19 protein-coding genes and 2 riboswitches are annotated in these 19831 nt (G+C 68.4%); of the genes, 10 read left to right on the top strand and 9 right to left on the bottom strand.

All coding sequences use genetic code 11. The annotated features are described in order from the left end of the window. Positions 1-125 precede the first annotated feature (125 nt). Positions 126-225: riboswitch (glycine riboswitch) on the bottom strand. Positions 226-323: 98 nt separating this feature from the next. Next, complete coding sequence (locus P9849_RS03320; RefSeq protein WP_066214228.1) at positions 324-875, bottom strand: TetR/AcrR family transcriptional regulator; 552 nt, start codon at positions 873-875, stop codon at positions 324-326. 86 nt (positions 876-961) lie between these two features. Here P9849_RS03320 and P9849_RS03315 point away from each other — a divergent pair, with 86 nt between their 5' ends. The 3 genes from P9849_RS03315 to P9849_RS03305 all read left to right on the top strand — a co-directional run bounded on the left by P9849_RS03315 (position 962) and on the right by P9849_RS03305 (position 5455). Further along, positions 962-2524 carry an MFS transporter gene (locus P9849_RS03315; protein ID WP_278268291.1) on the top strand — a complete coding sequence of 521 codons (1563 nt, stop codon included), beginning with the start codon at positions 962-964 and terminating at the stop codon, positions 2522-2524. 281 nt (positions 2525-2805) lie between these two features. Next, complete coding sequence (locus tag P9849_RS03310) at positions 2806-3819, top strand: agmatine deiminase family protein (RefSeq protein ID WP_278269077.1); 1014 nt, start codon at positions 2806-2808, stop codon at positions 3817-3819. A 118-nt stretch (positions 3820-3937) separates the two neighbouring features. After that, complete coding sequence (locus P9849_RS03305) at positions 3938-5455, top strand: APC family permease (protein ID WP_278268290.1); 1518 nt, start codon at positions 3938-3940, stop codon at positions 5453-5455. A gap of 85 nt (positions 5456-5540) precedes the next feature. Here the strand turns inward: P9849_RS03305 and P9849_RS03300 are convergent, their stop codons facing one another. Together P9849_RS03300 and P9849_RS03295 are read right to left on the bottom strand one after the other, a co-directional pair. Further along, positions 5541-5990 (bottom strand): DNA starvation/stationary phase protection protein, encoded by a 450-nt coding sequence (locus P9849_RS03300; RefSeq protein ID WP_278268289.1) that lies wholly within the window; start codon positions 5988-5990, stop codon positions 5541-5543. A gap of 68 nt (positions 5991-6058) precedes the next feature. Next, on the bottom strand, positions 6059-6886 hold the full coding sequence (locus tag P9849_RS03295) for a polysaccharide deacetylase family protein (protein WP_278268288.1): 828 nt from the start codon (positions 6884-6886) through the stop codon (positions 6059-6061). A 149-nt stretch (positions 6887-7035) separates the two neighbouring features. After that, positions 7036-7133, top strand: a riboswitch (glycine riboswitch). 364 nt (positions 7134-7497) lie between these two features. On the opposite strand from P9849_RS03295, the gene gcvH reads away from it, so the two are divergent. From gcvH to P9849_RS03265, 6 genes are all read left to right on the top strand, one after another. Continuing rightward, positions 7498-7881, top strand: coding sequence for a glycine cleavage system protein GcvH (gcvH, locus tag P9849_RS03290; protein ID WP_278268287.1), 384 nt, complete (start codon positions 7498-7500; stop codon positions 7879-7881). Next, positions 7878-9194 (top strand): serine hydroxymethyltransferase, encoded by a 1317-nt coding sequence (glyA, locus tag P9849_RS03285; protein ID WP_278268286.1) that lies wholly within the window; start codon positions 7878-7880, stop codon positions 9192-9194. Before gcvH ends, glyA begins: the two co-directional genes overlap by 4 nt. Positions 9195-9335: 141 nt before the next feature. Next, positions 9336-10355 carry a lipoyl synthase gene (gene lipA, locus P9849_RS03280; RefSeq protein ID WP_278268285.1) on the top strand — a complete coding sequence of 340 codons (1020 nt, stop codon included), beginning with the start codon at positions 9336-9338 and terminating at the stop codon, positions 10353-10355. Positions 10356-10369: 14 nt separating this feature from the next. Further along, positions 10370-11185, top strand: coding sequence for a methylenetetrahydrofolate reductase (locus P9849_RS03275; protein ID WP_278268284.1), 816 nt, complete (start codon positions 10370-10372; stop codon positions 11183-11185). Between the two features lie 138 nt (positions 11186-11323). Then, positions 11324-12358, top strand: coding sequence for a DUF4073 domain-containing protein (locus P9849_RS03270; RefSeq protein ID WP_278268283.1), 1035 nt, complete (start codon positions 11324-11326; stop codon positions 12356-12358). Between the two features lie 165 nt (positions 12359-12523). Continuing rightward, on the top strand, positions 12524-13039 hold the full coding sequence (locus P9849_RS03265) for a DUF4395 domain-containing protein (protein WP_278268282.1): 516 nt from the start codon (positions 12524-12526) through the stop codon (positions 13037-13039). A 117-nt stretch (positions 13040-13156) separates the two neighbouring features. Here the strand turns inward: P9849_RS03265 and P9849_RS03260 are convergent, their stop codons facing one another. After that, the gene (locus P9849_RS03260; protein WP_278268281.1) at positions 13157-13927 is read right to left on the bottom strand and encodes a MerR family transcriptional regulator; all 771 of its coding nucleotides are present in this window, start codon (positions 13925-13927) and stop codon (positions 13157-13159) included. 177 nt (positions 13928-14104) lie between these two features. On the opposite strand from P9849_RS03260, the gene P9849_RS03255 reads away from it, so the two are divergent. Beyond that, complete coding sequence (locus tag P9849_RS03255) at positions 14105-14752, top strand: DUF1345 domain-containing protein (RefSeq protein WP_278268280.1); 648 nt, start codon at positions 14105-14107, stop codon at positions 14750-14752. A 68-nt stretch (positions 14753-14820) separates the two neighbouring features. On the opposite strand, the gene P9849_RS03250 is transcribed toward P9849_RS03255, so the two are convergent. Genes P9849_RS03250 through P9849_RS03230 form a run of 5 tightly spaced genes read right to left on the bottom strand, consistent with a single transcriptional unit; the run spans position 14821 to position 19780 of the window. Next, complete coding sequence (locus P9849_RS03250; protein WP_278268279.1) at positions 14821-15327, bottom strand: flavin reductase family protein; 507 nt, start codon at positions 15325-15327, stop codon at positions 14821-14823. Beyond that, positions 15311-16744: an LLM class flavin-dependent oxidoreductase gene (locus tag P9849_RS03245; protein ID WP_278268278.1), complete on the bottom strand. Its 1434-nt coding sequence runs from the start codon at positions 16742-16744 to the stop codon at positions 15311-15313. Before P9849_RS03245 ends, P9849_RS03250 begins: the two co-directional genes overlap by 17 nt. Before the next feature lie 32 nt (positions 16745-16776). Further along, positions 16777-17817 carry an ABC transporter permease gene (locus P9849_RS03240; RefSeq protein ID WP_278268277.1) on the bottom strand — a complete coding sequence of 347 codons (1041 nt, stop codon included), beginning with the start codon at positions 17815-17817 and terminating at the stop codon, positions 16777-16779. Continuing rightward, positions 17817-18761, bottom strand: a complete 945-nt coding sequence (locus P9849_RS03235) for an ABC transporter ATP-binding protein (RefSeq protein ID WP_278268276.1) — start codon at positions 18759-18761, stop codon at positions 17817-17819. Before P9849_RS03235 ends, P9849_RS03240 begins: the two co-directional genes overlap by 1 nt. Beyond that, positions 18758-19780 (bottom strand): ABC transporter substrate-binding protein, encoded by a 1023-nt coding sequence (locus tag P9849_RS03230; RefSeq protein ID WP_278268275.1) that lies wholly within the window; start codon positions 19778-19780, stop codon positions 18758-18760. Before P9849_RS03230 ends, P9849_RS03235 begins: the two co-directional genes overlap by 4 nt. Between the last annotated feature and the right edge of the window lie 51 nt (positions 19781-19831).

Below are 19831 nucleotides of genomic sequence, written 5' to 3'. Positions count from 1 at the left end.
GGTACGCCGGAACGGGTTGGGCTCCTCCCCGCTCTGTGTGGGACCTGAGAGTTTTCATACCCACCACTGAGGGCGGGCACCTGCACCGTCGGTGAGCCGGATGTCCGGCTGCTTTCCAGAGTTGCCTCGGCGCGGCGGTACGGGGGCCTGAGAGATTCCTGGGGAGGTTTTGCTCCTACGGCGCCTGCGTAATACCCGTTCGCAGGACTCTCCCGCCGCGGATCGATGGCTTATTCACTTGTGCATGACCGCGGTGATAGCAGTCACAACTTCAATTGTCTCCCCTGCGGCCTGGGAGGGCAAACGGGGCGGAGCCGGTGGGCTCAGATCTTGCCACGGACCAGCTCGAGCACCCGCAGGAGGCTCTGCACCTCGGCGTCGGTCTTGGCACGGTCCATCTCCTGACCGCCGCCGTTCTCCAGGACCGCGTTGAAGTACAGCCCGTCGGACATGTACCGGACGGCGCGGGCCAGGTCCTCGCCGAGTTCCTCCGTGAGGACCTCGAGCCACTGCTTCTGGATCCTCGCGAAGCGGCGCTGGGTCTCGGCATGGGCCACTTCCGCGAGGCGGGTCGCGGCGACGAAGGAGCGGTCCAGAGGTCCACCGTCCCAGATGGCCTCCTTGATGAAGTACACGCCCGCGCCTTCCGGAGCCGTCTTCATGGCCTCGATCTCCTCCTGGGCCAGGGCGTCGAAGCGGTCCAGGAGGGCTGCGACCAGCGCTTCCTTGTTCGGGTAGTGGTAGAGCAGACCGCCCTTGGAGACCCCCGCGCGCGCAGCCACCGCATCCAGGGTGGCGCCCCGCTCCCCCACTTCGATCAGCATCGATTCGAAGGCGTCGAGGACGGCGTTCCTGGCTACGGGCTTTCGTGACATGGCTTCCATTCTGCATGGTTCGGTGACGGCGCGGGAGGATGACGCCCGGATTGAAACTATACAGTCCAGACGGTACAGTTATGATCATGACGACCAAGACCTTGACTCAGAACACGAGCAACGGGACGGCGCCATGGCAGAAGTGGGCGGCCCTGGCACTGCTCATGGTGCCCGTGCTGCTCGTGGCAGTGGACAACACCGCCCTCACTTTCGCACTCCCCGCCATCGCCAGCTCCCTGCAGGCGAGCGGCGTGGAACTCCTCTGGATCATCGACGCCTACCCGCTCGTCCTGGCCGCGCTTCTCGTGGCCATGGGCAATCTGGGTGACCGCATCGGACGCCGGAAGCTCCTCATGATCGGCAGCGCCGGCTTCGGCCTGGCCTCCATCGCGGCGGCCTTCTCGCCCACCGCCGGCGCCCTGATCGCCGGACGTGCGGCCCTCGGCCTCTTCGGCGCGACCCTCATGCCGAGCACCCTGTCCCTGATCCGGAACATCTTCACGGACAACAACCAGCGCCGGCTGGCCATCGCCATCTGGGCGGCCTTCTTCTCCGGCGGCGCAGCACTCGGCCCGATCGTGGGCGGCTGGCTCGTGGACCATTTCTGGTGGGGCGCGGTCCTCATGATGCCCGCCTTCCTGCTGGCGCCACTCCTGGTGCTGGGCACCCGGATGATCCCAGAGTCCAAGGACAACTCGCCGCACCCCATCGACGTCCCCAGCGTCTTCCTGTCGATCCTCTCGATGGGTCCTGTCGCGGTGGCCATCAAGGAGCTCACGGTGCACGGCTTCGAGCCGCTCCCGCTGGCCCTGGCGTTCTTCGGCCTGGGCATGGGCGTGCTGTTCGTCCGCCGTCAGCGCCGGATCCCGGCCCCCATGCTGGATGTCACGCTGTTCACCAACCCGGTGTTCAGCACGTCGATCGCGGCGAACATCCTGTCCTTCGTCTCCATGACCGGCTTCATCTTCTTCTTCTCCCAGCACTTGCAGCTGGTGGAAGGCATGAGCCCGTTCCAGGCCGGCATCACCCTGCTGCCGGCCTCCGTGGCGACGATCGTCGCAGGCCTGTCCTCGGTCCCGCTGGTGCGCGCCCTGCGCCCTGGCACCGTGGTCACGGCAGGCCTAGCCCTCAGCACCACCGCTTACGTCCTGGTGGCGCTGTTCGGCAACAGCGTCGGCATGCCGGTCTTCCTCCTGGCCGTGTACCTGCTGTCGATCGGCATCGGCGCGGCCGAGACCATCTCGAACGACCTCATCATGGGGTCGGTGCCGCCGGAGAAGGCCGGCGCGGCCTCCGCGATCTCGGAGACCGGCTACGAGTTCGGGGCCCTGCTGGGCACCGCGATCCTCGGGTCGATCCTGACCGCGAGCTATCAGCAGCATCTGCGGCTGCCGGCCGGGCTGAGCGAGGCGGACGGCCATGCGGCGAAGGAGACGCTCGCCGGAGCGATCGACGTCGCGCACCGAGTGGGCGGCGAGCTGGGTCATCAGCTCACGACGACGGCGCAGCACGCCTTCGACTCGGGCGTCACCATCACGGCCGCCATCGGCGCCCTGCTGATGGTCAGCGTGACCGTCGCCGCGGCGATCGGCCTGCGCAAGGTCCCGCGCGCCACCAAGGAAAGCCAGCAGGAGCGCCCCGGTCACTGACCGGCTCCTGCGCACGACCGGTCAGTCTGGGGAGGCTGACCTGGGCCGGAGTCATCTCCGGCCCCTGGGGAGAAGCGCCTCGGGCGTCTGCCAGTGAATCCGCTGGTCAGACGCTCGGGGCGTGCCGCCCGCCGTCGACGGCTTGCCAAATGTGAAGCGCACCACCCATACTAAATGAACATTGTTCATTTTTGTGGCCCTCCTCACAAGCTAGCCATCACACATTGGAGTCTGACGTGGCTGACGAAACCACTCCCGCCGACAACACCCAGCGCTGGGTCATGCCTTCTGAGACCGCCGAGCAGGAACGTCTCTGGATGGCCTTCCCGCACGAGGGCTACACCCTGGGCGAGACGGCGGAGGACGCCCACGCCGCCCGCACCACCTGGGCCGCCGTGGCCAACGCGGCCGTGCGCTTCGAGCCGGTCACCATGGTCGTCGATCCTGCGGACACCGAGATCGCCGCCCAGTACCTGGATCCGCGCGTCGAGGTCGTCACCGCCGAGCTCAACGACGCCTGGATGCGCGACATCGGCCCGAGCTTCGTCCTGGACGCCGAGGGCCGCCTCGGCGCCGTGGACTGGGTGTTCAACGGCTGGGGCGCCCAGGACTGGGCCGCCTGGGACAAGGACTCCAAGATCGGCGCCTTCGTGGCCGGTCAGACCCCCGCGGAGCTGATCTCGTCCCCCATCGTCAACGAGGGCGGCGGCATCCACGTGGACGGCGAAGGCACCGTGCTCCTCACCGAGACCGTGCAGCTGGATCAGGGTCGCAACCCCGGCGCCACCAAGGAGCAGATCGAGGCCGAGCTGGCCCGCACCATCGGCGCCACCAAGGCCATCTGGCTGCCCCGCGGCCTCACCCGCGACTCCGAGGAGTTCGGCACCCGCGGCCACGTGGACATCGTCGCCACGCTCTCCTCCCCCGGCACGGTCCTGGTCCACCACCAGGAGAACCCGGAGCACCCCGACTACGAGGTCTCCCAGGAGATCATCGCGCTCCTCAAGGACAGCACCGACGCGGCGGGCCGCACGCTCACCGTCATCCCGGTGCCCGCTCCCGCCACGCTCACCGATGAAGAGGGCTTCGTCGACTTCAGCTACATCAACCACGTGGTCCTCAACGGCGCCGTCATCGCCTGCTCGTTCAACGACGCCAACGACGCCCGCGCCGTCGAAGCCCTCTCCGCCGCCTACCCGGGCCGCGAGATCGTCACCGTCGACGCCCGTGAGCTCTTCGCCCGCGGCGGCGGCATCCACTGCATCACCCAGCAGCAGCCGCGCGCCGCTCGCTGACCCGTCGCGCCGGGCCCCGCCCGGCCCGGCCAGACCCGTTCTTCCGGGTCGACGGGCAGGCCCTCCGGCCTGCCCGTCGCGGCGACGCTGCCGCCTGGCCATGCACAGAAAGCCACCCATGGAACAACATCACCCCCGCAGCGCCCACCAGGATGTGGACGGCAAAGGGCTCAAGTCCGGTCAGCTCGGCCTGCTGGCGATCGTCGTCATCGGCCTCTCGACCATCGCCCCCGCGTACACCCTGACCGGCGCCCTCGGCCCCACGGTCCAGGAGGTGGGCGCGCAGCTCCCCATCATCTTCGTCATCGGCTTCATCCCGATGATCCTGGTGGCCCTGGCGTACCGCGAGCTCAACACCGACTCCCCGGATTCCGGCACCACCTTCACCTGGAGCACCAAGGCCTTCGGACCCTGGATCGGCTTCATGGGCGGCTGGGGCCTGCTCGCCGCCAACATCATCGTGCTGTCCAATCTGGCGGGCGTGGCCGTGGACTTCTTCTACCTCTTCCTGGCCCAGGTCACAGGCGTGGCGGGGCTGGCCGATCTGGCAGGCAACCAGTGGGTCAACGTGGCCACGTGCCTCGTCTTCGTGGTGGCGGCCGTGTGGATCAGCTACCGCGGTCTGGAGACCGCCAAGAACGTCCAGTACGTCCTGGTGGGCTTCCAGCTCCTGGTGCTTGGCCTCTTCGCCGTCATGGCGATCGTGAACTGGGAGAACTCCGGCCAGGGCATGGCCTTCTCCTGGGACTGGTTCGACATCACCAAGGTCGACAGCTTCAGTGCGATCACCGCCGGCATCTCCCTTTCGATCTTCGTGTACTGGGGCTGGGACGTCTGTCTGACCCTGAATGAGGAAGCCAAGGACGGCCGGAAGACCGCCGGCAAGGCGGGCACCATCACGGCTCTCTCCGTGCTGGCCATCTACCTGCTGGTCGCCATCGCCTGCATCATGTTCGCCGGCATCGGGGAACAGGGCTTCGGCCTGCGGAACCCCGAGAATTCGGGCAACATCTTCACGGCGCTGGCCTCGCCCATCATGGGCCCGCTCGCCATCCTGATGTCCCTGGCCGTGCTCTCCAGCTCGGCGGCGTCCCTGCAGTCGACCTTCATGTCCCCGGCCCGCGGCCTGCTCGCCATGGGCCACTACGGCGCCCTGCCCAAGTCGATGGCCAAGGTCGACCCGGTGCACTTCACCCCGGCCAATGCCACCGTCGCGGCCGGCGTGATCTCGTGGGGCTTCTACGCGGTGATGCACATCGTGAGCCAGAACGTCCTCAATGACACCATCCTGGCCCTCGGCCTGATGATCTGCTTCTACTACGGCCTCACGGCGTTCGCCTGCGTCTGGTACTTCCGCAAGACCCTCTTCGCGAGCCCTCGGAACTTCCTCCTGCGCGGCCTGGCGCCGGTGGTGGGCGGCATCATGCTGTTCGTCGTGATGATCCAGACCGCGGTCGACTCCTGGGACCCGGCGTTCGGCTCCGGCACGGCCGTGTTCGGCGTCGGCCTCGTGTTCGTCGTGGGCGTGGGGATCCTGCTGCTCGGCGTCGTGGTGATGTTCGTGATGTCCCGCAAGCGGCCCGAGTTCTTCCGCGGGGAGACCCTGAAGATGGACACCCCGGCCCTGGTGGACTGAGCGGTCCCCTTCCGGACGCACTGCACAGACGACGACGGCGCCGCACCCTCCCGGGGTGCGGCGCCGTCGTCGTGTCAGTCGGCCGTCAGGGCTTCATGTTCTCCGCGCCGATGAGCCAGGCCTGCTGCTCGAGTCCCTCGAGCACGGTGTGCAGGAGGTCCGCCGAGGTGGGGTCCTCCTCGTCCACCTGGTCGTGGACCTTGCGAGTGGTGCCCACGGTGGCGTTGATGGCCGCGACGATGCGGTCGATGGCGTCGTGCGTGGAGATCAGGCCCTCGGGGAACGCCGCCAGGCTGGTGTTCTTCTCGACGGTGACGCTGCGGCCGTCCGGGACGGCCTCCAGGGCGCGCATGCGCTCGGCGACGTCGTCACTGAGGTTGCGGGCCAGGTCGATCAGGACGTCCAGCTGGAGGTGCAGATCGCGGAAGTTCGGGCCCACGATGTTCCAGTGGGCCTGCTTGCCCTGCAGGTGCAATTCGATCAGGTCGGTCAGCACGGCCTGGAGATTGGCCGCGAGCGTGGGTGATGCCTTCATGCTTCCTCCTGTGTGGTGAATTGTTCCGTACCTCTGACGCTATCCCACTTCGGCAGGGGCGAGACAACTCAGATTCCGAGGAACTCCTCCAGACGGACCACGGTCAGTCCGGAGGCCTTCTGTGCCTGGTGAAACGCTGCGAGGTCCCGTTTGAATTCCGGCCGGAAGTGCATGAGGCAGATGTCACCTGGGCGCAGGCCGTTGCCGACCTGGTAGTCCATCCGTCCGGCGTTCGCCTTGCACTCCCAGTCGATGACGGCTTTCAGACCCGCCGCGGCCACGGCGGTGCGCATGGCATTGGAGTACGCCCCTCCGGGCGGACGGAAGAGCGTGGGCGTGGTACCGTAGTGGCGCTTGATGTAGTCCTGCATGCCGGTGACCTCGCCGAGCTGGTACTCGTAGCCCGCCTGGACCATGGAGGTGTTGTGGCTGATGGTGTGGTTCTGGATGCGGTCGCCGCGCGCCTGGAACTTCTTGAAGAAGTCCGGGTTGCCCGCGATCGCGCTCTTCGTCAGGAACAGCGTGGCCGGGTAGCCGTACTCGTCCAGCAAGTCGAGCGACTCCTGGGTCTTGACCACGCCGTCGTCGATCGTCAGGAAGACCACCGGCTGCTTCGTCGGCACCCGGGTGATCACCGGCGCCAGGCCGTTCTCGACGGGCGGCAGCCTGAAGTCACCCACGAAGGTCTTGCGGGGCGTGGGGGTGGCACTCGGCGTCAGGCTCGGCGACGGGGTGGCCGACGCCGTCGCGCCTCCGCTCGCGGATGGGCCCTGACTGCCACTCGTCTTCCCGGTGGGAGCGACGGTCGGCGAGTCGGCGCAGGCCCCAAGCAACGGGGCCGTGGCGGCTCCCAGGGCCAGCAGAGCCGCGCGGCGGCTGATGAATGATTCCGGCATGACTGGTGGAGCCCCCCCTACGATGATGTCGAGCTGATCATAGGTCCCGAAGGTGTCGAAAACCTGCGTCGAATCCTCGGAGTTTTGCGCATGACCGGTGATTGCGGATATCGTGTGAGCCGCATCACCGGCAGGTGATGCGACGCTGTTGATCCGCGGCGGGAGAGACCTCCCGGCACCCCGGGCAGGCGCCGTAGGAGCAAACCCTCCCCGGGAATCTCTCAGGCACCCGTACCGCCGCGGCGAGGCGACTCTGGAAAGCAGCCCGGTCCGCCGGGCTCACCGACGGTGCAAGCGGGCCCCTTCAGCCCGCGGAATCTCTCAGGTCCCATACAGAGCGGGGAGGAACGCCTGTCATCGTGGCGCCCTCAGGGCGCCTGAGCCGAAGGGTTCCTCATGTCCGCCGGACCGACCGTCCTCCCTCCCCTGCAGTGGAATGCCGCGCGTGCTCGCGCCGCGTCCACGCCGCAGCGGGTTCCGGCATCAGGACCCCTCCTCTCGACGATACAGTCAGCACGGCCCGCGCCTCCCCCGCGCCGGATCTCCGGGGCTTCGGAAGGAACGGGCCGTGACGCCCAGCGCAGGAGCAACAGCGGAAAGAGGAAATGAAGATGAGCACAGTGGACGCCGGCCTGAGGTACTCGGCCGAGCACGAATGGGTCGCGCAGGACGGGGACGGCGCCGTGCGCGTCGGCATCTCCGCCGTGGCGGCGGATGCCCTGGGAGACATCGTCTATGTGGATCTGCCCGAGGTCGGCGCCGTCATCACCGCCGGGGAGACCTGCGGCGAGGTGGAGTCCACCAAGTCCGTGTCCGATCTGTACGCCCCGGTCTCGGGCGAGATCACCGCGGTCAACGCCGCGGCGTCGGACGATCCGGCCCTGATCAACAGCGACCCGTACGGCGAGGGCTGGCTCTTCACCGTGGCCGTCACCGCCGAGGGCCCGCTGCTGTCCGCCGAGGAGTACGCCGCGGCCAACGGAGGCGAACTGTGAGCGCCGCCGTCACCGAGTACGAGCAGGTGGTCCCGGCGTCGCTGAACGCGTCCCTCGCGGAGCTGGATCCCGAGGTCGCGGCGAAGATCGATGACGAACTGCACCGCCAGCGCGAGGGCCTCGAGATGATCGCGTCCGAGAATCACACCGCGTTCGCCGTCATGCAGGCCCAGGGCTCCGTCCTGACCAACAAGTACGCCGAGGGCTACCCGGGCAAGCGCTACTACGGCGGCTGCGAGCACGTGGACGTCATCGAGCAGCTCGCCATCGACCGGATCAAGGACCTCTTCGGCGCGGAGTTCGCCAACGTCCAGCCGCACTCCGGCGCCCAGGCCAACGCCTCCGTCATGCACGCGCTCATCAAGCCCGGAGACACCATCATGGGCCTGAACCTGGCCCACGGCGGCCACCTCACGCACGGCATGCGGATCAACTTCTCCGGCAAGCTCTACAACGTCGTCCCGTACGGGGTCCGCGAGGACACGCACACCGTGGACATGGCCGAGGTCGAGCGCCTGGCGCAGGAGCACCGGCCCGCCCTGATCGTGGCCGGCTGGTCCGCCTACGCGCGGCAGCTGGACTTCGCCGAGTTCCGCCGGATCGCCGACTCCGTGGGCGCCTACCTCATGGTGGACATGGCGCACTTCGCCGGGCTGGTCGCAGCCGGTCTGCACCCCTCGCCCGTGCCGTACGCCCACGTCACGACCTCCACGACGCACAAGACGCTGGCAGGCCCGCGTGGCGGCATCATCCTGTCCAATGACGCGGACATCGCCAAGAAGATCAACTCGGCCGTGTTCCCCGGCCAACAGGGCGGCCCGCTGGAGCACGTGATCGCGGGCAAGGCCGTGGCCTTCAAGATCGCGGCGTCCGAGGAGTTCCGTGAGCGCCAGGAGCGCGTCCTGGTGGGTGCCCGGATCCTGGCCGAGCGTCTCACACGGCCCGACGTGGCCGGAAAGGGCATCTCCGTGGTCTCGGGCGGCACCGACGTGCACCTGGTGCTCGTGGACCTGCGGGATTGCGAGCTGAACGGCCAGCAGGCCGAGGACCGCCTGGCTGCCATCGACATCACGGTCAACCGCAACGCCGTCCCGTTCGACCCGCGTCCGCCGATGGTCACCTCGGGCCTGCGGATCGGCACCCCGGCCCTGGCCACCCGCGGCTTCGGCGAGGCCGCCTTCCGTGAGGTCGCGGACATCATCGCGGAGGCACTGATCGCCGACGACGACGCCGACCTCACCGGCCTGCGGGACCGTGTGCAGGCGCTTGCCGCGGCCCACCCGCTGTATCCGGGCGTGAACGGCCTCAGCTGATCGTCTCCGGTGCTGCGTGGACGGGGGTCCGCGCAGCACCGGCGGCTACGCTGTTCCGAACGTGTTTCGAACGCCACCGCATCACTCGTTCCACCGCAGAAACTGCTGCACCGCTTCACCCGACGACGAAGGACCCGTGCTGTGACTCTTGTCCCCGAAGGCCGTAAACTCCTGCGGATCGAACAACGCAACGCCGCCACCCCCGTGGAACGCAAACCCGACTGGATCAAAGCCAAAGTCCAGATGGGACCCGAGTTCGTCGGCCTGAAAAACCTCGTCAAAAAAGAAGGCCTGCACACCGTCTGCGAAGAAGCCGGCTGCCCCAACATCTTCGAATGCTGGGAAGACAAAGAAGCGACCTTCCTCATCGGCGGCTCCGAATGCACCCGCCGCTGCGACTTCTGCCAGATCGACACCGGCAAACCCTCACCCCTGGACCGGCTCGAACCCACCAAAGTCGCCCGCTCCGTGCAGTCCATGAACCTGCGCTACGCCACCGTCACCGGCGTCGCCCGCGATGACCTCGACGACGAAGGCGTCTGGCTCTACGCCGAAACCGTGCGCAAAATCCACGAACTCAACCCCGGCACCGGCGTCGAGCTGCTCATCCCCGACTTCTCCGGCAAACCCGAACACATCCAAGCGATCTGCGACTCCCGCCCGGAAGTGTTCGCCCACAACGTCGAAACCGTCCCCCGCATCTTCAAACGCATCCGCCCCGCCTTCCGCTACGAACGCTCCCTGGATGTCATCACCCAAGGCCGCACCCACGGCATGGTCACCAAATCCAACCTCATCCTCGGCATGGGCGAAACCCGCAAAGAGATCAGCGAGGCCCTGCGTGATCTGCACGAAGCCGGCTGCGACCTGATCACCATCACCCAATACCTCCGACCCTCCGAACGGCACCTGCCCGTGGACCGCTGGGTCAAACCCCAGGAATTCGTCGAACTCGCCGACGAAGCCGAAGACATCGGCTTCCTCGGCGTCATGTCCGGACCCCTGGTCCGCTCCTCCTACCGCGCCGGACGCCTCTGGGCCACCGCCATGCGCAAAAAAGGCCGCGACATCCCCGAAAACCTCGCCCACATCGCCGACGGCATCCAAGACTCCGGCACCACCCGCCAAGAAGCCCGCACCCTCATCACCACCCACGGCTGACGGGATCGACTGACATGGAAAACCCGGAAGCCGGCATGCTGTCCATACATCTCGAGGTCATCCCGGCCCCCGGCATCGTGGACGCGGTGCGGAAGGCCGTGCCGCCGTCGTCGTCCTGCACGATCAGCATCACCTGCCTGCCCAAGCACGGCGTGGACGCCACGCTCGCGGTGGCCACCGAGCTCGCACAGGACGGTCACCGGGTGGTGCCGCACCTCGCGGCGAAGGGACTGAGCAGCCGGGAGCGCCTGCGCGAGATCCTGGAGGAATGCGCGGGCGCGGGCATCGCCGAACTCTTCGTGGTGGGCGGCGACGCCGGCACTCCCGACGGGCCGTATGCCGACGGCGAGGCGCTGCTGCGGGATGTCGTGGAGCTGGACGGCGGGCGCTTCACCGTCGGCGTGGCCGGGTATCCGGAAGGGCACCCGGGGATTCCTGATCACGTGCTTCTCGAATCCCTGCGGCGCAAACAGGAGCATGCGAGCCGGATCGTGACCCAGATGTGCTTCTCGGCCGAGAGGATCGGCGAATACGTCGCCGGTCTCCGCCGCGAAGGGGTGGACCTTCCCGTCCGGGCGGGTGTGGCCGGGGCGGTCCCCACGGCCCGGCTCCTGACGCTCGCCGCGAAGATCGGGGTGGGGTCGTCCCTTCGTTTCCTCAGCGGCAAGGCGTCCCTGGCGCGGAATCTGCTGCCTAGCAGCAGGTATGCGCCCGGGGAGATGATCGCCCGGCTCGGGAGGACGCCGGACATCGACAGCGTACAGCTCTACACCTTCAACTCTCTCGACGCGCTCCCGGCGCTCGGCTCCGGGAGCGCCCCTCACGCCTGAACCGAGGCACGGCTCGCAGAACCGTTCACGCCGCGTTCATCCAGCTGTATAGACAAGTGCAATCAAGAAGCGAATGCCCTTCACTCAGCCTTCCTACCGTGGAAGCGACCACTCCCCCAGTGAAGGATCCACTCCGCCATGAAACCCCTCACCCGCCGCACGGCGATCGCCACCTCCCTGGCCGGGCTCGCCGCCGTGGGCACCGCATCGGCAGCTCAGGCCGGCAGCACGTCCGCACCCACCACGTCCGGCTGGGGCCGTGCCCGCAGCGTCTTCTCCGTCATCAGCGACATCCAGGGTGATCTGCACGATTTCGCCATGGCCCTGCAGGACATCGAGACCACCAACCCCCGGACCCGCAGCGCCGGCCTGGTGATCAACGGCGACATCACCCCGCGCGGCTACGACTTCGAATATGCCGACGTCCGGAAGGTGCTGGATTCCAACCCGCGCCCCCGCAACGCCCACTGGGTGATCGGCAACCACGAGTTCTACGTCCCGAAGTGGCTGAACCCCACCACGCTCCGTCAGGACACCTGGCCGAACGGGTGCACCGAGGAGAAGCTGTACAACAACTTCTACGACTTCACGGGCCGCAAGAAGGTCTACACCGAGGTGGACCTGGGCGGTGTCCCGGCGCTCCTGCTCGGCACCGAGAAATACATGCACTACCACGACAGCAAGCTCTGGGACGAGGTGTGGCTGAGCGAGGAGCAGTTCGCCTGGCTCGAGTCGCGCCTGGCCTACTACGCCCGCCGTCGCAAGCCCGTGATGGTGTTCTGCCACCACCCGCTGCCCAACACCGTCTCCGGCACCCGGAACGCGCTCTACAAGAGCGATTACCTGCAGGCCGACCGGCTCCTCAAGATCCTGGGCCAGTACAAGAACGTGTTCTTCTTCAGCGGTCACACCCACTGGGACCTGAACCTCTCCGACTGGGCCGTCCGCCGTGTGGTGCCGGGCACCGGGAACCCGGAGGGCTTCATGACCGTCAACACGGGCGCCATCCAGACCCTCTGGGAGGACGACGGCCACGGCGGCGAACGCGCGCTGGATCCCCTGGAGGCCAGCGGTCTCCAGGTGGAGGTCTCCCACGACTCCGTGCTGCTCCGGGCCCGGGACTACCGGCGTCGGCAGTGGATCAAGGAACTGCACGTCCCGCTCTCCTTCTGAGATCCCCTTCGGAGCGTTCCTTCGGAGCGGCCTCGGTCGGGCGGCCTGGGTCGGGCGGCCTGGCCCTGGCCTCGCTGAAGGGCGGCCCACCCTCCGAGACGGCCCGCTCGTCGCATGGAGCAACAATGCTTCCGTGCGCGGGCGGGCCGTCCGTAGTCTGGCAGGGTGACCACTTCCACCAGCTCCGGATTGAAGCGGCTGTTCGCGTTCCCGAACCCGGTGAACGAGTACGCCGCCCGTTCCACCGCGGGCATCATCGTGGTGCTGAGTGTCATCACCCTGGTCCTCGGCCTGACGGCCGGCTGGGGCTGGCTGCTCTGGCTCATCGCCCTGGGCTTCTGGCTCCGGGTGGCCGGCGGCCCGCGATACTCCCCCGCCGGACGCCTCGCGGTGCACGTCATCGCCCCGCGGCTCGGTGCGCCGCGCCTGGTGCCCGGCCCTCCGAAGAGGTTCGCCCAGACCATCGGCGCCGTGCTCTCGACCGCCGCGGCCATCTTCTGGACCGTCGGTCTCGCCCCGGTGGCGTGGGTCCTGCTGGGCCTGCTGATCGTGGCGGCGTCCCTCGAATCCTTCGCCGGGTTCTGCCTGGGCTGCTGGATCTTCGGCAAGCTCCAGAACGCCGGCGTCATCCCGGAGAGCGTCTGCGAGGCCTGCAACAACATCTCGCTGCGACGAGCCTGAACCCGCCGCTGTCCCCGCGGCCGGCACGCCGCGCCCCGAACGCCGAACGGGCGCCCTCCTGAGCTTCAGGAGGGCGCCCGTTCGTCATAGCGCCGTGCCCGCGGCGGGAGCCGCCGCTCAGGCGCCCCGGCGCTCCACGTAGACACGGAGCGCATCGCGGACGAATTCCGCTCCGCCCTGCCCGCCGTAGTTCGCCGCGAATCGCGGGTCCGCCACGTACATCTCGGCCAGGCCGAGCAGGTACTCCTTCGGAGCGCCGGTCGGATGCCCGGGCGTTCCGGGGATCCCTGAGAGCCAGGCGTCGTGCCGCGCGGCGAGAGCCTGCGCTTCGTCGCCCGCCGGGTCGACGAAGCGGGCCGCCGCGGCCGTCCAGTCGGCGCCCAGCCGCTGCTGGCGTTCCTGCCAGGCGCGCCTGCCGTCCTCACCGAGACCGCGCCACCAGGCATCCGAATCCGCGTAGGCCTTGGCGCCCCAGCGCTGCTCGACCTCTTCCTTGTACTGCGTGTGGTCGAATCCATCGAACATGTCCTGCGCCATGAGCCGACCACCTCCTTTCACTTGCCTGATCGTGTGCTCCACCGCCTGGATCTGACGGGCCAGTCGTTCCTGGTCCTGCCGCAGCAGTTCCAGGTGCCGGCTGAGCGCCTCGGCCTGATCGGCCTGCCGGGACAGCACTTCACCGATCGCCGGCAGTCCGAGTCCCAGTCCGCGGAGCAGGAGGATCCTCTGCAAGGTGACCAGGGCGTCGCGGTCGTAATGGCGATACCCGTTGTGCCCCACCCGGCTCGGCTTCAGCAGCCCCACCTGCTCGTAGTGCCTCAGGGTGCGGCTGGTGGTCCCGGCCATGCGGGCCACTTCCTGGATGCTCCAGTCCTCGTCGTCCTCCATGATCACCAGCATAGAAGTTGACGCAGCGTCAAGGTCAAGCGGGCGATCTGGAAAGCTCGACGGCGGCGTCCCGGCGTCGTGCCACAGAGCGCAGCGTGGGCCTCTAGCATTGCCGTTATGGGCCGGAGCAGCAGAAGATCACGCAGCGCCACGAAGCGACGTCCGCAGAACAGGGCCGTGAGCGCCGGGTTCATCGTGCATCTGATCGCCCAGCTGGGACTCTGCGTGCTGGGGTTCTTCCCCGTCGTGGTCGCGGAGAAGGACCAGAGCATCCTGGAGCTCCTGGGCCTGTGGTGTCTGCTGGGATCGGTCTATTCGGTGGTCATCCTGGTCCGCCTCAGCCGGGAGGCCCGCATCATCCCGCCGGCGTCACAGGCCGTCCCGGCAGCGGCCGAGATCGCTCCCGCGGTCCGGATCCTGACCGTCGTCGCAACCGCGCTGGCGAGCCTGATCGGTCTCACCGCGGCAGCGCAGGTGCTCCTGACCCCGAGTTCCGTGGACGAGGACATGAGGGTCTTCTCGAACGTGGTCGGCGTGTGGAGCATGCTGCTGTCCTGGGCCCTCATGCAATGGGGGTTCGCCCAGATCTACTTCCAGCGGCACTACGGGAAGACCGGGCCGCTCCTGCGGGTGCCGGGGACCACGACGCCCCGGATGGTGGATTTCGTCTATTTCGCCTTCACCATGGGAACCACGTTCGCGGCGTCGGACTGTGAGGTGCTGGACTCCCGCGGACGCTGGCTGGTCACGTGGCACTCGGTGCTCAGCTTCTTCTTCAACGGCTTCATCATCGTCCTGGCGCTGAACACGATCACCGGGAAATGATCAGGGGAAGTGAGCGGAGGGCTCACTTCCCCTGATCGGCGCATTCAGGCGCGTCCAACGTACTCAGGCTAGACCAGCGCCGGCTGCCGAAGGCCCGTGAAGGTCGAGGAGTGGAACACGAGCGGGTCCACGTGCCCCTCGCGCACTTCGTGCCCATGCACGCGCAGCAGCACGACGGCGTGATCCCCGGCCGGGACCTCCTGCTCCACCGAGCAGTCGAGCCAGAGCGCGGCCCCCGGCAGGAGCAGCGCACCTTCGCTGCTGACACTCACGGGAAGCCCGGCGAAGCGGTCCCCGTCCTTCGACGCGATCTGCCGTGCGGCGTGTTCCTGATGAGCAGAGAGCACCGAGACTCCCAGGCGGGCCGAGCTCCGCAGGACGGGCCAGGTGCGGCTGGAATTCTGGACGGCGAACATCACGAGCGGCGGGTCCAGGGAGACTCCGACCGTAAAGGTCGAGACCACGAGTCCCTGCGGGGCGCCGTCCACGAGGGCGGCGAGCGCCGCCACCCCACTCGGCACCTTGGCGAACGCGTGGCGCAGCTGGGTGCTGTCCGGATCACTGACGAGCGGCACGAGCGGCACCTCCCCCGAGCAGGACGGACTGTTCCCCCACGGCGGCGCCACCGGGGCTTCCGGGTGAGGCGGCGTCGTCGTGCTCCGCCGGATCGCGGCGGGCGGCGAAGAGGTTCGCCGGGCGCGGCAGACCGTAGTGCTCCCGCAGCGTGGCGCCCGTGTACTCGGTGCGGAAGAGCCCGCGCTCCTGAAGGATCGGGACCACGTCGCGCGTGAAGACGTCCAGGCCCGACGGCAGGACCGGCGGCATGATGTTGAAGCCGTCCGCGGCGCCGGTGGTGAACCAGTGCTCGATGCGGTCGGCCACCTGCTCGGCCGTCCCCGCGAAGGTCTGGTGCCCCCGGCCCCCACCCAGCCGGCCGATGATCTGGCGGACCGTCAGGCCCTCACTGCGGCCCAGCTCCACGATCAGGGTGCGGCGGCTCTTGTTGGCCTCGATCTGGGACTCCTCCGGAAGATCGTCCGGAAGCTGCTCGTCCAGGGCCAGGGTCGACGGGTCGACGCCGATGACCCCGGCGAGGTGCCGCAGCGCGTGTTCGGGCAGGATGAGACGGTTCAGTTCCTCGTCGAGGGCCCGCGCCTCCTCCTCGGTGGCGCCGATGACGGGAACGATCCCGGGCAGGATCTTCACCGCGTCGGCGTCGCGCCCCGCGAGCGCCACCCGGCGCTTGAGGTCGGCGTAGAACTCCCGGGCGCTCTCGACGGTCTGGTGCGCCGTGAAGATCGCCTCGGCCCAGCGGGCGGCGAAGTCGCGGCCGCTCTCCGAGGAGCCCGCCTGGATGATGACCGGGCGGCCCTGCGGCGAGCGCGGCGCGTCGAGGGCGCCCTCCACCTGGAAGAACTCGCCACGGTGCAGCACCGGGTGGACCCGGGCCTGGTCACCCCACACGCCGCGGTCCTTGTCCCCCACATGGACCTCGTCCTCCCAGCTGTCCCAGAGCTTCTCCGTCACCTGCAGGAACTCCTCGGCCCGGGCATAGCGGTCGGCATGAGCAGGCTGGCTGTCCAGGGAGAAGTTGCGGGCCGCGGCGTCGCCGGCCGTGGTGACCACGTTCCAGCCGGACCGTCCGCCGCTGATCTGCTCCAGCCCGGCGAAACGGCGGGCCAGGTTGTACGGCTCGTTATAACTCGTGGAGGCCGTGGCCACGAGACCGATCCGCTCGGTCACTGCGGCGATGGCGGCCAGGAGAACGGTCGGCTCGATCACGCCGTAGGGGCGCTGGGTGACGTCCCCGTGCAGCAGCGGCGAGTCCGCGAAGAACACGGCGTCGAAGTGCGCCTTCTCCGCGGTCTGCGCGAGCCGCTGGTAGTGCTTCACGTCGGTGGCGGCCCGGGTGTCGCTCTCCGGCAAGCGCCAGGAGGCCTCGTGGTGCCCATTGCTCATGAGGAACGCGTTCAGGATGAGTTGGCGTGGCATGGTGTTCCTTCCTCTTCAGACAGGTGGGGTGTTCAGCGGCTGGACTCGGCCAGGCGCCAACGGGAGAAGTGGCGTTCCAGAGCCACCAGGAGGTAGTTCACGGTGAAGCCCAGCACCGCGACGGTCAGGATGCCCGCGTACATGTCGGGGATCAGGAAGCTCGACTGGGCATTGGTGATCAGGTAGCCGAGGCCGGCCTTGGCCCCGACCATTTCCGCGGCGATCAGGACGAGCACGGACGCGGTGCCCGCCATCCGCACGCCGGTGAAGATGGTGGGGACGGCGGAGGGCAGGATGACCTTGAGGAACAGCCGCCCGCTCCCGAGGCCCAGGGTCCGCGCGGCCCGGATCAGGAGCGGATCCACGCTCCGGGCGCCCAGGATGGTGTTGAGCAGGACCGGGAAGAACGCGGCGTACGCGACGATACTGATCTTGGAGACCTCCCCGATGCCGAGCAGCAGGGTGAACACCGGCAGCAGCGCGAGCGCCGCGGTGTTGCGGAACACCTCGAGCAGCGGGTTGAGGAAGCGGTCGAGCCCGCGGTACCAGGCGATGAGGAGCCCGAGAGGGACACCCAGGCCGACCGCGATCGCGAAGCCGCTCACCGACCTGCCGAGGCTGGCCAGCACGTGCTCCTGCCACTGCCCGGACTCGATCAGCTTGCCCAGAGCGGCGAGCACCTCGTGGAGCGGGGGCAGGAAGACCCGCGTGGCCTCGTCGAGGAACAGCCCCGGGCCGAACTCCCACAGGAGCAGGAACAGCGCGATCGCGCCGGTGGACCACAGCACCCGGCCGGAGACCCTGCCGATCGCGCCTGCCACCCGCCGCGCGGTCGCCCCTGCGGACGACGCCGGCTCCCCCTCCCGCGCTCCCTGACCGGCCGCCGTGGGACGGTCAGCCGTGGTCACCCCACCGGGAGTGCCGCCGGCCGCCGCGGTGGCGGGCTGTGTGGACGCCGCGGAGCCGGCCGCGCCGGCACCGGGACCGGCCGCCGCCGTCGCGCCCGCCGCATCCGCAACCGCCCCGGCCTCCACCCTCGTGATGATCTCGTCGTTCACGGTACTCGTGCTCATCAGGCCGCACTCCTTTCACGTCCGGCGCCCGCCCCGGCGGTGACCCCGGCCGGGACTGCGCCCGCCCCCGCCGGAACCTCATCCGGCGCCGAGCCGTCCGGGCGGATCTTCGCGTGGCCGGAGGCCTGAGCCCGCCGGACCTCGTCGTGCAGGAGTTCCCAGAGCAGGTGACGCTGGCGGACGAAGGCCGGGCTGGACCGCAGATCGCCCTCGGCGTCCCGGTCCCCCAGGTCGATGTCCACGATCGTCTTGACCCGCCCGGGACGCGAACTCAGCACGGCGACCCGCTGCCCCAGGTACACCGCCTCTTCGATCCCATGAGTGATGAAGATGATGGTCTTGCCGGTCCGCTGCCAGAGCCTGACCAGTTCGTCCTGGAGCTGTTCGCGGGTCTGGGCGTCCAGCGCCGCGAACGGCTCGTCCATCAGGAGGACGTCCGGTTCATAGGCCAGGCTCCGGGCGATCGCGACGCGCTGCCGCATGCCGCCCGAGAGCTCGTGCGGGTACCGGTCCTCGAACCCTTCGAGCCCCACGAGCGACAGGTATTCAAGGGCCCGGGCCCGGCGTTCCTTCCGGTTGAGCGTCCTGCCCTCGAGCTGGCGGTCCTCCAGACCGAACGCCACGTTCTCCGCGGCGGTGCGCCACGGGAAGAGGGCGTACTGCTGGAACACCACGGCCCGGTCCGGACCGGGCCCCGTGACGGGACGGCCGTCCAGGAGGACCTCCCCGCTGTCGGGCGAGGCGAGGCCCGCGAGGATGTCGAGCAAGGTGGTCTTGCCGGAGCCGCTCGGCCCCACGAGGGTCAGGAACTCCCCCGCGGCCACGTCCAGGCTCACCTCCTGGAGCGCGGTGAGGCGGACCCCTTCTCCGGACTTCGACCCCTTGCCGGGCCGGAGACGGAAGGACTTGCTGACGTTCCGGAGGCTGATCTTCGGGGTGCTCATTTCTTGCCCTCCGTCCCGGTGCCTGCGAGCGCGTTGAACTCGTTGGTGTAGTACTTGGACGGCTGCACATCCTTGTTGAGGATCCCGGTGTCCTTGAGCCAGGTGTTCCAGCGCTGGAAGTCCTCGTCCTGGATCGCGCCGTTCGCCGGGATGGCGATGCTCTTGAAGTACTTCAAGGTCGCGGTGCTCTCGTTGCGGCGCCGCTTGGTGATGATGTCCGTGAACCGCTGGATGACGGTGGCGCGCGGTGTGGTGCTGGCCCACTGGATCGCCTTGGCCACTCCGGTGGTGAAGGTGCGGACCGTGTCCGGGTTCTTCGCGATGAAGTCGTTCCGGAAGACGTACTGGCCTCCGGCGAACGCGCCGAACAGTCCGTAGTCGCTGAAGAGGGACCGCAGGCCGCCCGTGGCCACCGCGTTGTCCTGGAGGACGCCGCTGAGTGCGCCGGCGTCGACCTGTCCGCGGCGGATCGCCTGTTCGGTGTCGTTCGGCGCGACCACCACGAGCTGGACCTGCTTGATCTCGTCCTTGCTGAGGCCGTTCTTCTGCAGATACGTGGTGATCACGGCATCGGCATGGGCCCCGAGCGTGTTGACGGCGATCTTCCGCCCGATGAGGTCCTTCGCGGTCTTGATCGGGCTGTCCGCCTTCACGTAGAACCCGTAGAAGGACTTCGCGTCGGAGCCGTAGTAGTTGATCACGGCCTTGACCGGGGCGCCGGCCTCCTGGAGCTTCACGACGGCCCCGGCGAACGCGCCGCCGAACTCCGTGTTGCCTGTGGCCGCGTTCTGGATGCTGGCCGGTCCGCTGATGGTGTTACCCACCCAGTCGAGCTTCAGGTCCCCCAGGTACCCGAGATCCGCAGCCAGTTCCGGGAGCGTCACGCTGTTGGCGCTGCCTTCGTAGCGGAGGGTCTTGACCTGGTCCTTCGCGCTCTGGGCCGTGGCGGCCCCGCCGCAGGCGCTCAGCACGAGTGCGGTGGCACTCATGATCGCGGCTGCGATCACAGTCCTGCTCACGGTTCTCTTGCTGGTGCGCTGGCCCACGGGGCTTCTCCTCGATTGCTCTGG

This window comes from Arthrobacter sp. Y-9, from assembly GCF_029690065.1.
GTDB lineage: Bacteria > Actinomycetota > Actinomycetes > Actinomycetales > Micrococcaceae > Arthrobacter_E.
This window is presented reverse-complemented; position numbering and strand designations above follow the sequence as displayed.

What these genes read in the sequence shown, in the direction of transcription:
- P9849_RS03245 (WP_278268278.1), bottom strand. Translation starts at nt 16,744, where the DNA reads ATGCCACGCCAACTCATCCTGAACGCGTTCCTCATGAGCAATGGGCAC.
- P9849_RS03305 (WP_278268290.1), top strand. Translation starts at nt 3,938, where the DNA reads ATGGAACAACATCACCCCCGCAGCGCCCACCAGGATGTGGACGGCAAA.
- P9849_RS03275 (WP_278268284.1), top strand. Translation starts at nt 10,370, where the DNA reads ATGGAAAACCCGGAAGCCGGCATGCTGTCCATACATCTCGAGGTCATC.
- gcvH (WP_278268287.1), top strand. Translation starts at nt 7,498, where the DNA reads ATGAGCACAGTGGACGCCGGCCTGAGGTACTCGGCCGAGCACGAATGG.
- P9849_RS03315 (WP_278268291.1), top strand. Translation starts at nt 962, where the DNA reads ATGACGACCAAGACCTTGACTCAGAACACGAGCAACGGGACGGCGCCA.
- P9849_RS03300 (WP_278268289.1), bottom strand. Translation starts at nt 5,990, where the DNA reads ATGAAGGCATCACCCACGCTCGCGGCCAATCTCCAGGCCGTGCTGACC.
- P9849_RS03260 (WP_278268281.1), bottom strand. Translation starts at nt 13,927, where the DNA reads ATGGAGGACGACGAGGACTGGAGCATCCAGGAAGTGGCCCGCATGGCC.
- P9849_RS03295 (WP_278268288.1), bottom strand. Translation starts at nt 6,886, where the DNA reads ATGCCGGAATCATTCATCAGCCGCCGCGCGGCTCTGCTGGCCCTGGGA.
- P9849_RS03320 (WP_066214228.1), bottom strand. Translation starts at nt 875, where the DNA reads ATGTCACGAAAGCCCGTAGCCAGGAACGCCGTCCTCGACGCCTTCGAA.
- P9849_RS03240 (WP_278268277.1), bottom strand. Translation starts at nt 17,817, where the DNA reads ATGAGCACGAGTACCGTGAACGACGAGATCATCACGAGGGTGGAGGCC.
- P9849_RS03235 (WP_278268276.1), bottom strand. Translation starts at nt 18,761, where the DNA reads ATGAGCACCCCGAAGATCAGCCTCCGGAACGTCAGCAAGTCCTTCCGT.
- P9849_RS03310 (WP_278269077.1), top strand. Translation starts at nt 2,806, where the DNA reads ATGCCTTCTGAGACCGCCGAGCAGGAACGTCTCTGGATGGCCTTCCCG.
- P9849_RS03270 (WP_278268283.1), top strand. Translation starts at nt 11,324, where the DNA reads ATGAAACCCCTCACCCGCCGCACGGCGATCGCCACCTCCCTGGCCGGG.